General features: G+C 34.4%; 10 protein-coding genes and 1 tRNA gene. 7 read left to right on the forward strand and 4 right to left on the reverse strand.

Annotated features, from left to right (window positions below):
* Positions 1-17: 17 nt before the first annotated feature.
* Entirely contained in the window at positions 18-1361 is a 1344-nt protein-coding gene (locus ACICP6_RS06495) for a M16 family metallopeptidase (protein WP_395463065.1), read from the forward strand.
* Positions 1348-2658: a M16 family metallopeptidase gene (locus ACICP6_RS06500; protein ID WP_395463684.1), complete on the forward strand. Its 1311-nt coding sequence runs from the start codon at positions 1348-1350 to the stop codon at positions 2656-2658. Before ACICP6_RS06495 ends, ACICP6_RS06500 begins: the two co-directional genes overlap by 14 nt.
* A 153-nt stretch (positions 2659-2811) precedes the next feature.
* Here ACICP6_RS06500 and purN read toward each other — a convergent pair whose 3' ends face one another.
* Both purN and ACICP6_RS06510 read right to left on the reverse strand, forming a co-directional pair.
* Positions 2812-3387, reverse strand: coding sequence for a phosphoribosylglycinamide formyltransferase (gene purN / locus ACICP6_RS06505; protein WP_395463066.1), 576 nt, complete (start codon positions 3385-3387; stop codon positions 2812-2814).
* Positions 3388-4316: 929 nt separating this feature from the next.
* On the reverse strand, positions 4317-5474 hold the full coding sequence (locus ACICP6_RS06510; protein ID WP_395463067.1) for a lipase family protein: 1158 nt from the start codon (positions 5472-5474) through the stop codon (positions 4317-4319).
* 440 nt (positions 5475-5914) lie between these two features.
* Between ACICP6_RS06510 and ACICP6_RS06515 the strand changes: the two genes are divergently transcribed.
* The 4 genes from ACICP6_RS06515 (at position 5915) to ACICP6_RS06530 (ending at position 10130) form a co-directional block, all read left to right on the forward strand.
* Positions 5915-7840, forward strand: a complete 1926-nt coding sequence (locus ACICP6_RS06515) for a hypothetical protein (RefSeq protein WP_395463068.1) — start codon at positions 5915-5917, stop codon at positions 7838-7840.
* Positions 7841-8045: 205 nt separating this feature from the next.
* Positions 8046-8858 carry a DUF2163 domain-containing protein gene (locus ACICP6_RS06520; protein ID WP_395463069.1) on the forward strand — a complete coding sequence of 271 codons (813 nt, stop codon included), beginning with the start codon at positions 8046-8048 and terminating at the stop codon, positions 8856-8858.
* A 40-nt stretch (positions 8859-8898) separates the two neighbouring features.
* A tRNA-Ser gene (locus tag ACICP6_RS06525) sits at positions 8899-8985 on the forward strand.
* A 62-nt stretch (positions 8986-9047) separates the two neighbouring features.
* Positions 9048-10130 carry a Fic family protein gene (locus ACICP6_RS06530; RefSeq protein WP_395463070.1) on the forward strand — a complete coding sequence of 361 codons (1083 nt, stop codon included), beginning with the start codon at positions 9048-9050 and terminating at the stop codon, positions 10128-10130.
* A gap of 340 nt (positions 10131-10470) precedes the next feature.
* Here the strand turns inward: ACICP6_RS06530 and surE are convergent, their stop codons facing one another.
* Positions 10471-11223, reverse strand: a complete 753-nt coding sequence (gene surE, locus ACICP6_RS06535) for a 5'/3'-nucleotidase SurE (RefSeq protein WP_395463071.1) — start codon at positions 11221-11223, stop codon at positions 10471-10473.
* A gap of 676 nt (positions 11224-11899) precedes the next feature.
* Positions 11900-12046: a hypothetical protein gene (locus ACICP6_RS06540; protein WP_395463072.1), complete on the reverse strand. Its 147-nt coding sequence runs from the start codon at positions 12044-12046 to the stop codon at positions 11900-11902.
* Positions 12047-12106: 60 nt separating this feature from the next.
* On the opposite strand from ACICP6_RS06540, the gene ligA reads away from it, so the two are divergent.
* Positions 12107-14161, forward strand: a complete 2055-nt coding sequence (ligA, locus tag ACICP6_RS06545; RefSeq protein WP_395463685.1) for an NAD-dependent DNA ligase LigA — start codon at positions 12107-12109, stop codon at positions 14159-14161.
* Positions 14162-14212 lie beyond the last annotated feature (51 nt).

Below are 14212 nucleotides of genomic sequence, written 5' to 3' on the forward strand. Positions count from 1 at the left end.
TATATTAGGTTATAGTAATGCTTCACAAATTCTTTAGTTTTTTTGTATTACCTGCACTTTTTTTCACTTATCCAATTTCTTTGAATGCTTCAAGTATAGAGCACAATATAAAATATGCTAAACTCAACAATGGGTTAGATGTTTATGTCGTACCTAATCATCGGATTCCAGCGGTTTTGCATGCAGTAATATATAAAGTTGGGGGAATGGATGATCCAATCGGCAAAGCAGGATTGGCTCACTACTTTGAACATTTAATGTTTGAAACTACAGGAAAGTTTAAAAACATAGACTCCACTATGAGTAGTATCGGGGCTCAATTTAACGCGTTTACCACTAAAGAATATACCTGTTACTACGAGTTAGTCCTCAAAAAAGATTTACCACTTGCAATGGAAGTTGAAGCAGACAGGATGGGCAACTTCAATGTTACTCAAGACAAAATAGATAGAGAAAAAAACATTGTACTAGAAGAAAGGAAGATGAGATTTGATAATAATCCTAACAACTTATTATGGGAGGAAATGAATAGTGCATTTTACCGTACTGGCTATGGCAGATCTGTTATTGGCTGGGAGAGCGATATCAAAACTTACAACCAGGATGATATAACGAGATTCCATGATAATTATTACCATCCTGGCAATGCAATACTGCTGATTGTTGGCGATGTGGAATTTGATGAAGTAGTGGAATTAGCGGAAGAAAAATATGGGGAAATTAGAGCTAAGCCTGTAATTAGGCATTATCCAAATCAGGATCCAGTGCATAATGCAGATCTATCAGTGACTTTAGAAAGCACTGAAGTAAAAGAACCAGTTTTATATTTTCGCTATCGCGTGCCTTTGTTTGAGCATATAAGAGAAGCCTCTGCTGTTGATTTAGCAATTGACATTTTAGGGGGTGGCAAGTCTAGCAAACTATATAAAGATTTAGTTCTAGATAAAGATGTAGCAGTGTCAGTGTCTGCTTATTATGATGGTTTAGCTTTTAGTAATGGCTACATTGATATTGAGATAACTCCAAAAAGCGGAGTGAACTTAGACGCTGTTGAAAGAGGGCTAGATAGTGCTATCAATAACTTTATCTCTGAAGGAGTAACAAATGAGGAGCTGCAAAGCACAAAGTATAGGTACAAAGCAGCACAGTTTGATAATTTATCCAGTTTAACTAATATAGCATTTTTCTATGGTTCACGCTTAGCACTTGACATTCCACTTGATGAAATAGATATTTCATACAGCAAAATCAATGATGTTAATCTAGAGGATGTAAATAGCAAAATTCGTACTATCTTTTCTGCTAATAAATTAATTGGTCGTTTGCTGCCAAAAGGAGGTAATAATGGTGAGAATAAGTAAACTTGTATTTCTATTTTTTTTCTGTCTAGGCTTTAATTTACAAGCAAGTGGTAACTTAAGTATAGAGGAGGTCACCACCCGTAAAGGATTTAAGTTTTTATTTGTTGAAAACTGCGATTTACCAAAAATTTCACTAAATATATCGTTCAAAGATGCAGGTTATGCGTATGAAAATGCAGAAAAACAGGGACTTGCTTGGTTTACTTCTCTTGTAATTCAAGAAGGGGCAGGAAAAAATGATGCCAAAGATTTTGCAAAAAAACTTAAAGATAAAGGAATTAATCTACATTTTATTGCTGATTTAGAAGCATTTAGGGTTTCATTAAATACTTTGTCTGAGAATCTAGAGGATGCAATTTCGTTACTGAGCGACGCTATAATGCGTCCTAAAGTTGACTCTGAAGGGTTGAATAGAGTTTTCAAGAAAGCCAAGGTTGATTTTAATAATCTTGAAAAAAATCCTTTTTTTGCTGCTGGAAAAGAATTAGATGCATTGATGTTTAAAAAGCACCCTTACTCAAAAAGTGAATATGGTACTCTTAATACTATAACAAATATTACTAGAGGTGATGTTTTAACATACATAAAGCGTAATTTTACTAAGGATAACATCGTTATCAGTGTTGTTGGCTGTGCAAAAAAGGAAGAAATTAGTGCACTACTGGATAAATATTTATCTAAATTGCCGCCAAAAAGATCAAAAGTTAGAAAAATACCTGTGAAAAATGATTTTGGTCCTGCAGAAAGTAAGAACATTTTTATGGATATACCACAGAGTGTGATACTTTTTGCTCAAAAAGGTATAGCTTATGAAGATCCTAATTATTATAACGCTAGTGTCTTAATTAATGCACTTGGCGGTATGGGGCTGAATTCAATATTAATGAAAGAACTGAGACAAAACTTGGGTATTACTTATGGTATTGGTGCACGTATTATTCCCAATAAACATGGGAACGCTATAGCTGGAAGTCTTAGCACTGATAGCTCTACTGCTGGTAAAGCTATCTCAGCGGTAAAAGATACATTGAGCAGAATAAAAAAGGAGGGAATTGATGAGCAGTTATTCAAGGATGCAAAAACCAGTATGGTAAATTCCTATATTTTCTCTATGTTTAACAATAACAACATAGTTGCAAAATTAGACAATATTCAGATGAATAATCGCGATATTACTCATATAAATAACTTTGTAGGCAATATCAATGATGTAAAATTTGAAGAAGTGAACGAGTTAGCAAGCTCTTTACTGGAACCCGAAAATTTATTTTTTGTTGAAGTTGGAAGGAATAGTTAAGGTAAATCATTACTATAATATGGATAAATTTTTAACTATAGATCTTTGTAATTTTAATATATATAGTTAATTTTAACGTTCAGGTAAAGGGAGCAATACTCCACGATCTCTCTAATTTGCTTGTAATAGGTTCATTTAGATATATATTTAAGTTTATTTAAAATGCTTAGCATTACTTTCTGCTATTAGCTTTACTGCTTCCACGTAACACTTATGCTCCTCAGCTAAAATACGTTCTGAGAGACTCTGAATATCATCATTTGGTAACACCGGCACAGCAGCCTGAACAATTATGGTTCCAGCATCAACCTCAGGAGTGACATAATGCACAGTACAACCTGTAATTTTTACACCTGCTTTTAGAGCTTGCTCTTGAACATTTAGGCCCTTAAAGGATGGAAGTAAAGAAGGATGAATATTTATAACTTTGTTATTCCATTTACTCAGAAAATCAGCTTTTAGAATTCTCATAAACCCTGCAAGGCAAACTAAATTAACCTCATGTTGCACAAGTATTTCGTGAATTTTATTAGCATCAAGTGGTTTGTCCTCAACAACAAATGCTGAAATTCCTGCTTGCTCTGCTATTTTGAGGCCAGCAGCTTCACTATTGTTTGTGATAACACATACCACTTCTGCGGGAAAATTGTGATCTTGACATGCTTTTATCAAGGTCTGCATATTTGATCCCCTGCCTGAAATTAGTATTCCGAGTTTTATCTTTTTCATTGTAGTACAGTTAATTTAGATGAAAATTAATACTAACAAAACGGCTAAAAAGAAAAACTTATTTTATAGCAAAGAGGGCAAACTACACTCTTTCTGTTATAAGTGGACCTCTAATTTTGACACTTTGTTGAATAACATAAAATAACAAATGGCCCCTAATACGAGTCAGGCACCCAGCCGCTAGCTATGATGGATTAAAGATAAAAAAGATGGAGTAGCTTACTATTCTGGTATTTATAACAAGAACGGTCAGTAATTTGAGTAAAAGAAATTTCATTACCATTCACTAATACAGCTAAAATTCAAGAATTTCAATGCTTTAGCTATTTTAAATAGGATTAAATTTATGTAATTAATGAATAGACTTCTTGCATAACCTAAAAAAAGGCAAAAAAAGCCCCGTGGTGGCCAATTATTTACTTTTGTGTCGAAATATCGGCGTTTTTTTATTCTAAAACGCTTAATAAGTGCGACTTAGCTGCCTTTTAATTGCAACTAACCTTAGCGATAAACGTTTAAGAAATTTACTAAGCAGAAAAAAAGGCAAATAAAACTCTGAGTAGCTAGTTATTCACTACCTATTTTATAAGTTGGCGTTTTTTAATGTCTTGTAACGCTTTTAAGCGCATTTTAGCTTATATTAGGTAAAAACCTAGAAGTTTTATAAAGACATAAGGTGCACATAGTGCAAAAAATTAAACATGACACGCCAGATATACTAAGTTTTTTTGTCGTTTTATCTGCACAGACTGAAGATAAATAAATAGCTTCAGTACTATGATAAGAGGACTGGCGGGGTTTGTCAAGAAATTTCTTCCAACGCGCTGCCAAAAGTTTGTTATGCAAGAAGTCTATTATGCTTGAATTTACTAGTTTCTAGACAATTTCTAATGTTAATGGAGCAATCTAAAATTGCTCCATAATAGTAACTACCCACCCATTACAATAGATGAGGAATTTTCGTGCACTATCTGCTCAACTTCTACTTGTGTAACCCGAGAGGGGTTTGAATATCCACTTTTCACTCCTTCAAAAAAATTTGACTCACCTAAAATATAACTTCCTAAATTGGCAGCATAATATTGAGCATTACCGAGAATCGCACAGTTAATTAGATTTAGTGCCCTAACGGGATAGTAAAAGAGAGATACGTCATTATTTGACTGGAAATCGCTTTCATCTGTTTTATAAATAGCCTCATGGTAACCATCTATTTTATGGACAGTGTATTCTTCCGGTGCTGATACTCTTAATTGTGCACCTACATGAGCATAACCAAGGAAACCAGGTGATACTGCTGGCACTGGGTCTTGTCTATGTTGAGTTACCCTAATGGTTTTTTCCTGAAGAACGTTATTATAAATTTCACTAGCAGTAAGGTCAAAAACTCTTGGATCACCAAAAGTTGCAACATGAACATCTTTAGCGCTTTCTGTTTTATTAAGACATAAGGCAGCTATCTTAGCAACAGCTCCTCCCATGCTGTGACCTGTGAGATTAATTTTGAAATCTTTTATTTCTGATTCTTGTTTTTCAGCATAAGATTTTAAAATACCATAAAGGTTAGGCCATGAATCTGTAAATGAATTATAAAAACCGCGATGAATTCTTCCACCTTCAGGTAAAAGCTCCGAGGTAGTAAACAATGCATTCACATCAGTGATTGCATCATTTAAGCCACGAGTACCATGGTAAGCTATTGTTATTTCTTTATCTTTTATGAAAACATGACCAGCATCTTCTTCAAAGCTATTACCAAATGGAATAGTTTCATAACCTTCGCTAATAAGTTCAGCTCTAGTTTTATACATTTTTTCATTTTCAAGGATTACGAAATCTTCCTCATCCTCAATAAGTTCATCAGTTTTGTAAACTAAGGCTTTATAACTTTTTTCACCTAGCTTATCGTCTTTATCACCATAGCTTATTTTACAAAAATTACTCATTTCTAATAATTTCTCTTTATTGAACCCTGCAATTTCTACAACACTTTTACCTGTTTGATCAGGTAAAGAATGTATTTCATTTGGATCACGAGGATTTATAAATTCACAATCTTTAATGATCTCAGATTTATCTTCTTTCATCTTATTATTGCCATCTACTAAGGTAGAGCTTGATGGTTCAACTCTGGTAGCATCTGCGATGCCAAGCAAATTACGTAAAATCCATGAATACCTCGATCTATTGTAAGCTAAACAACGTTAATTAACTATAACATTGATTAATATTATTGTCAATAATATTTGATAAGAGTTCTTTAATTTCTGCTATTTTATTACTTGACCATAGAAAAATTTTACTTCCGCAGAGTGAATAGTAGAGTTACAATGTGGATAACAAGTAAAAAACATCATTCTGTGCTAAGTTTTAGTTAACATGCATGTTGGGCATATTAAAAAAGTTGCTTTTAAGGTGTTGCATTTTACTTTTGTTTCAGCTATAAGGTTGCTTTAAGTTGAATTTTCAACACTTTTATATTATTTACGTTTAAGATAATGATTTTGAAATTTTTTGGGGGCACTTCATGAAAAAATCTACCTACACTAGAACTGCTCTAGCTTCTTTATTAACTTTATGTTCTTTCGGCGGTTTTGCTGCTGGCTTTTCTGATGAAAATATAAAGGAAGTAAAAAAGCAAGAGAGCACAATAACTTCTGGAAAAATGGAAGTTATGAAAACATCAAATAAAAAACTGAAAGAAAAGATGGACAGGATATGTAATGATTATCCAAGGAAGAAAGCTGCAGAGCTTAAGAAAAAGGAAGAGCTGGCTGAGAAAAAGAAAAAAGAGGAGATAAGACTAGCGAATGAGAAGAAAGCAAAGCTTGTAAAAGATTCAAAAGCAAAAGTAAAAACTATAAACGTTAAGGATTCTAATGTAGAAAATTCAAAAGCTAAGAATGCTAAAGTTGAAGCTAAAGATGTAAAGAAAAACATAAAAGTTGTTAATCAAAATATAGAGAAAAAAGGTAAGGCAAGTCCTGTTGTTTCAGTTGGCGGCGTTGATATTATCAACACCAACAAAGGAGAAAGTGGTTTAAGAATAACTTTTGGTGGTGTTGTTGATGCTCAAGGTTATGGCAAAGCTGGGCCAAGTGGCGAAGAGTATGAACGTTATAACGTTATGGCAGGCAAATCTGAAAATTATTATAAAATTGAGCCTGATAAAATAAAAGGAGCAAATCCAATATTCCCTGAGGGAATAAAAAACATCGGTGATTATAGCAATAATATGGGTATGGGTACGGATGCGATATTGCACTTAAGAGCAGAGAATAAAAATGAAGATTTGGGTCTTCTTTTTGGTGCTAACGTGCAATTTCACGTTCCAGTTACAGAAGGCAAAGGAGCTTCACAAGGTGTTTATGCTGCAAGAGGCAGAAGTGCACACATATTTTTCAGTTCAAGATATGGTGACTTGAAACTTGGTTATCAGTTTGGTCCTGAGGCTCTGATGAGGCTTGATGCAACAAGGATTGCAACTGTTGATGGTGCTGCAGATAGCGATTGGTTCAGAAAAGTGAACTTAGAAGGAAGCGCTGCAAGCTTTCCATTTTATGTAACGCCACGTCTTTACACTGAAAGTTTCTCGAGTGAAAGTGAAAAACTCTCTTTCCGCATGGCAGGGAAATACCATAAAGACGTTATGACCACATTACCATTTAGAGCTGCTTTCTACTCAGCAAATTATATGGGTGCAAGATTTGGTATTAGCTATTCACCTCGCTATGATAGTAGTTTGTTTATTGTAAAAGATAATAATGACATAAGACATATTGGTCCAAATTATGAGCACATAATAAGTGCTGGTGCATCATGCGAATATGACTTGAGTAAATATAATGTAAAAGTTAAAGCTTCTGCAGTTGGTGAATATGGTCAGGCGAAAGAACCAGATGGTACTAAGTATATTTATAACGAATTTGTGGAATACAATAACCTAATGGGCGTTAATTTGGGTGTAAGCGCTGACTATAAGATTAATGAAGACCAAAGCGCAAAGTTTGCTGCATCCTTTGCATATTTGGGCAAATCTGGTCAACCAAAAAATATTCAAGAATTAAGTAAAGTCCCTGCTTTAAAATATAAAGATATTACTGATGACAAAAGAGTGGAAGGGCTGAAAGCTCAGTTTGAAGGAGATGGTAAAGACACCATGTATTGGACTGCAGGGGCTGGTTATCAATATGAAAATGTCTACACGAGTTTGACATATTTTGGAAGTAGAATGAATGATGAAGATATGCTTCATGATGTTGCGCTTGGCGTTCAATATGATCTATCTCCTGCTTGTAGTAAGAGCAAATTTGTTCCTTACGCAGCTCTTCATTACTTTATGACTGACGAGAAACAAGCTGACAGTTATAAGATTACAAAAGTAGACAGTACAGATGCAGCACCTTCTAACCAAGGAGTTCTCTTCCTTACTGGTGTGAAGTTTTCTTTCTAACCAGCTAATGCACACCACAGCTTAAATGTGGTGTGTATCTTGCTCATTCATGTAGTCCCCAGTACAAGTTTTTGTTATCCCAGTAACCATATCCCAGTGTCACGCACTGGGATATAGCTACTCAGATGACGGAAAAAGAACACACTGGCTTATCTACTAGCCGTATAGCTACTTTTAAATTCAATCAATTAAATAGGAGGCCCCTATGAAAACCACATTAAAAAATCATTTAGCTGGAGAGTTACTTACCATCGCTACGTGCTGGAAATTAACACTTATTGATGGAAAGGTAATGGGATTCACTGATTATGACGAGAATTTAAATATTGATAATATACTCTATAGATCTTCAAGTGGATTTACGACCAGTAGTATAATATTAAACAGCGATTTAAAAACTGATAATCTGGAGATTGAAGGGATATTGAACAGCGATAATATTAAAGAAGAAGATGTTTTATCAGGAAAATATGACTTTGCAAATATTGAGATATTTCTTGTAAATTACAAGGATTTGAACCAGGGAACTATGAACCTACATTCAGGAATTTTTGGTAAAGTAACATTAAATAGTGGAAGGTTTATCGTTGAAATCAGAGGACCCTCAGCAAAGCTTAAGAGAAGCATAGCAGAATTATGTTCTCCTACATGCAGAGCACAATTTTGTGATGGTAGATGTAAAGCCGATGCTAGAAAGTTTAGTAAAATAAGTACAATCGCTAAAGTGATAGATGAAAGAAGATTTGAAGACACTAATTTAACTGAGAGCGATGAATATTATAAGCACGGAGTAGTGAAATTTTTTGGCTCAGCAGCACACACAGCATTTGAAGGTGTAGTGAAAGAATATAAAAATAAAGTAATCACGTTATTTACTTCGCCTCCATATCAAATTTTTGCTGGAGATAAATATTCGATACTCGCAGGTTGCGATAAAACATTTTCAACGTGCAAAAATAAGTTTAACAATACTGTAAATTTTCGCGGTGAACCTTATATACCTAGTTTTTATAACTGAACTTGTTTAGCAGCACAATTTTCAATATTATAAGTAGTGTGGAAAGGTGGCTGAGCGGTCTAAAGCACACGCTTGGAAAGCGTGCACATATGAAAATATGTCGGGGGTTCGAATCCCCCCTTTTCCGTGTCCTATTGACTTTTATCACATTATCTCACATAATATCACATAGCATGCATGTGAGAAAATATGGATTGGAAGAATTTTCGTCTTAGTACACGTCTCAACCTAGAAGCACCTGTAGTTGAGCAAGCATATGAGTTAATTACTGCAATTGATAGTGTTAAGAATAGCTGGCAGATAACAAAAAGACTACTGCCACAAACTATTGAAAGATTAACCCACTCAGTTATTGTTACATCCTCTGGTGCTTCTAATCGTATTGAAGGGAATCGCCTAACAGATAAAGAAGTTGAAACTTTATATAGAAACCTGCGTATCAAAAAATTTAAAAACAGAGATGAGCAAGAAATTGCTGGTTACCTAGAAATGATTAAATGGATATTTGATGATTATACAGATATTCCAATTAGTGAGTCATCAATATTGCACATTAATAACCAGATGTTGCTCTATAGTGATAAAGATTTATATCATAGGGGCAAATATAAAACAAGTCCGAATAGAGTTGAGGCAAAAGATCAGAATGGAGATGTGTTTGGTATAATTTTTGACCCCACGCCACCTTATCTTGTTAAAAAGGAAGTACAAGAGCTTGTTGATTGGTATCACTGGTGCTTAAATAATAAATTTAAGCATCCTCTTATTATTGTTGCTAACTTTGTTTTTGAGTATTTGGCGATACATCCTTTTCAAGATGGAAATGGCAGAACCAGTAGATTGATAACTAATTTAATGCTACTACAGCAGGGTTATGATTTTGTATCTATTGTATCACATGAAAAGATAATTGAGACGAACAAACTTGATTATTACTTAGCGCTTAATAAAACACAAAGCAGTTGGAAAAGTAGTAAAGAAGATATTTCCCCATGGTTAATATTTTTTCTTAATATGCTTAAAACACAAGCAAATGAGGCGCATTATATTCTTGAGAGAGATAATACTGAATATTTATTATCAAGAAAACAATTGCTCTTCTGGGAATGGGCACTTGGTCTTGCAGATAAAGAATTTAGCAGAAAAGATGCTATAGAAGCCCTAGGATTTCCTCCAAGAACAGTAGAAGCAATTACAAAAAAACTACTGGATATGAAATACTTACAGCGTCTTGGAGAAGGCAAAGCTACTAGATATAAAGTTATTGTTTAAAATTTTGACTATTCAAAGTTTCTAATCTCTTTGTATTACCATCAGAAAAGTCCATATGTAAAAAACCCTGGGCTATATTAGAGCACCTTTATAACTTTGTTATGGCTTACAATTATGCAAAAGACTGAAAGCTCTTGTGAATTTATATGTTCTTAGTGGATAAAATTTCCTAATTTATTTATACTAAACCCACATCACCACATTCTGGGACCGTGCATCCTAAAACACAATTGTGTTTATTGAAACCCTCAATTCGCACCTTTTAGGTGTGAACTTAGGAGGCTATTATGTCTAACTAACCACATATTATTCAATTATAAAAGATTTGCAAATATTTTTTTCAATTAGCTATGGAAGAAAATTCGTCTGCATAAGAATTTTTCATAGCATTCAATGTATCATAATCTGTAAAATCTAATTTTACTGGTGTGATAGTAATAAATCCCTCTTTGATTTTACCTACACTACCACTGCCTGAGTGTTCTCGAGACCAATTTAAACTTAAAGAGCCATCCGAATTTTCAGTAAAGGTTAAATCCCCATCAATGTTATATTCGCCTTGCTCAGCAAATTCTATTCCTTTTACTTTTCCTGTAGCAGGAAAATTTATACTCATCGCTATATTTTTAGGCCAGCCAACCTCAACTAGTTTAGCAATAACCTTTGGTGCAAAAACTTCTGTATTGTACCAGTTTATTCCATTATGATATACTTGGCTCAGCGCAATAGAAGGTATAGATCTTGCAGCGCCTTCCATTACAGCACCAATTGTTCCTGAATAACAAATATCGTCCCCAACATTTGATCCAATGTTTACTCCAGATAATATTAAGTCTGGCTTTTTATCCATAATCTTATTTAACGCGATAATGACGCAGTCTGCAGGGGTACCAGACACACTAAACTCCTTTTCGCCATATTGGTTTATTCTAATAGATTGCTTCACTGGATAATCAAGAGATCTTGCAGCTCCACTTCTATCAATATCTGGTGCCACTATCCATATTTCTGATGCAAAATTTCGTGCAACCTCTTTGAGTAATTTTATTCCTTCACTTTCAAAACCGTCATCATTTGTTATTAATATTATCATATGAAATTTTGTATAGCTTCAAAGTTTAATAGTATAATAAGTGATTCTGGTCACTAGTTGCAAATAAATATATAGAAGTTAGGTCTTTAGAAGTTTTAGGACTTTTTGCATAATTATAAACTATAACAAAGAGCTTGTTGTGGATCAATAAGAAAAAATTGTGAGTTAAGTCAGGTTAAAAAGTATAGCATTTTCTAGAATTAATGATGCATTAGACCTCTTGCATAACCTAAAAAAAGGCAAAAGGAATCCCGGTCAACATCTATTTAAAAACATTGGCGTTTTTTTATGTTTTAAACGTTTAATAACCGCGACTTAGCTGCTTTTTAACGCAACTAATCTTGAGCTATAAATGTCTAAAAAATTTTCTAAGCAGAAAAAAAGGCAAAAAAGTTCCGTGTTAGATAGTGCTTACTCTCTAATCCTGCAAATCGGCGTTCTCTACTGTCTTAAACGCTTTATAAGCCCGTTTCAGCTTTTATAGGTAAAAACCTAAAAATGTTGTGAAGACATAGGGTGCACATAGTGCAAAAAATCGAATATAAGACGCCAATTATAATACTTTTTTGTCGTTTTAATCTGCACAGATTGAAGCTAAATGAATAACTCCACTAGCATGATAAGAGGATTGGCGGAGTTTGTCAAGTCGTTTTTCCAACGCGCTGCCAAAAGTTTGTTATGCAAGAAGTCTAATGCAATTATCCAACAAGAATTTTCTTGCTGCAGTCAGCTCTTGCCAACAATGCTCAATAGAACTAGCTTCTGCTCTTAAGTTGTCACCTATTTCAACTATCTGCATACTTCTTTTGCTGTTTTCTAACACTTTACCTCTACCATACCAACCAGCTTGACGAGAAAGCTAATGAGGCATTATATTGATATCATGACTGACTTAGAAAGGATAATGGAAGAACTGACTAAACTGCGGGATCAAATCAGTTATCATGATATCTTATATCACAAAAAAAATAAGCCAGAAATCACTGATGCTGAATATGATGAACTGAAGCAAAAGTTAGCTGAAATAGAAGCACAACTTCCAGAAATTTATACAACACAAGATAGTGTTGGTGCTGAACCTGATGAGAGATTTTCTAAAGTAAAACATCAAGAACCTATGCTTTCTCTTGAGAATGCTTATGATGAACAAGGTGTAGAGAGATTTTTATCTAAAATAAAAAGGTTTTTAATTGAGGATGAAATAGAGATATTCTGTGAGCCAAAAATTGATGGAGTGTCGTTTTCTGCAATTTATGAAGATGGAAGATTCGTTAAAGCTGCAACTCGAGGCGATGGTTTTGTAGGAGAAGATGTCACTAACAATGTTGGGACAATAAAAGGTTTTCCTAAATTTTTGCAAGGTGTGCAAGATAGGTTAGAAGTAAGAGGTGAAATATATATCAGTAACAGTGACTTTTTAAAGTTAAATGAAAACAATGAATTTGCCAATCCTCGAAATGCAGCCGCTGGTTCTCTGAAGCAGTTGGATACGAACGTTACAGCAAGTAGACCATTGAAATATTTTGCTTATTCTTTGATTGGTGGAGCAGAGAAAAGTCAAAGTGAAGTACTAAATAAGCTTGAGTTACTTGGTTTTTACGTAAATAAGCACCAGTCCTTAACGAGCAGTTTGGATGGAATGCTGGAGTTCTATAACGAGATCTATAATTATCGCTATAACTTAGATTATGATATTGATGGAATAGTCTATAAAGTAAATGATTTGGTACTACAAGATCGTCTAGGAAATACTCACAAAGCACCACGCTCAGCACTTGCATACAAGTTTTCTGCAGTTTATGCAAAGACAAAGTTAAATAAGATATTTATACAGGTGGGTAGAACGGGAGTTTTAACTCCAGTTGCAGATTTAGTGCCGGTCAATATTGGCGGGGTGCTAGTTAGTAGAGCAAGTCTGCATAACCAAGATGAGATAAAACGTAAAGATATAAGAGAAGGAGATATTGTAACAATCAAAAGGGCCGGGGACGTGATTCCTCAAATTGTTAGAGTAGATAAGGGTTCTCGTCATGCAAATACACCTGAATTTGTGTTTCCTGAGGTATGTCCTGAATGTGGTAGTGAAGTAAAGATTGAGGGAGCAGCAACAAGGTGCTCTAAGGAATTTACCTGTAAAGCTCAAATAATAGGAAAACTAAAGCATTTTGTATCGAAAGATGCATTTGACATTGTTGGCCTTGGTGAAAAGCAGATAAAGTTTTTTTATGACCTTGGTCTGATAAAGCAAATCCCTGATATTTTTACCTTAGAAGAAAGGTTGAATGAATTTAATCTGGAAGAACAGCCTGATTGGGGCGAGAAGTCAATAGCTAATTTATTGAATGCTATACAAAGCAGAAGGGCAATAACTCTAGATAGGTTTATATTTTCTTTAGGTATTAGATTTGTTGGCCAAGTTGCAGCAGAATTGCTTGCAGATTATTATGTCTCTTATGATAAATGGTATAATTCGATGATTAAATTATCATCAGATGATACCGAACTAGTGGGTACAGATGGCGCAAGAGAAAAAGTGGCTAAATCTTTTGGTGATGAGCTATTAGGTATAGATGGCATAGGAAAAGAAGTGGCTAGATCTTTGAAATCGTTTTTTTCTCAGGAACATAACATCAGAATATTGAATGATCTCACTGCCTGTCTCCAAATTCTTCCTGTTAGTGCCAACTCTAGCGATTCTGTTTTAAACAATAAAATTATAGTGTTTACTGGTAAGCTACTTACTATGAGTAGGGGAGAGGCAAAAGTAAGAGCAAAAACTCTAGGAGCAAAAATCAGCTCAAATCTTTCTGCTAAAACTAACTACCTAATTGCAGGGGAAGATCCAGGATCCAAATATAAAAAAGCAGTGGAATTAGGTGTAGAAATCTTAGATGAGGATCAATGGTACAGAATGGTAAATTCGGAAATGTCCAAATGACCATACTATCTATACCTTTTAAGTAGCACGTAGGTTCTAATATCTCTTGAC

It is taken from the genome of Wolbachia endosymbiont of Cantharis cryptica (assembly GCF_964277405.1).
Lineage (GTDB): Bacteria > Pseudomonadota > Alphaproteobacteria > Rickettsiales > Anaplasmataceae > Wolbachia.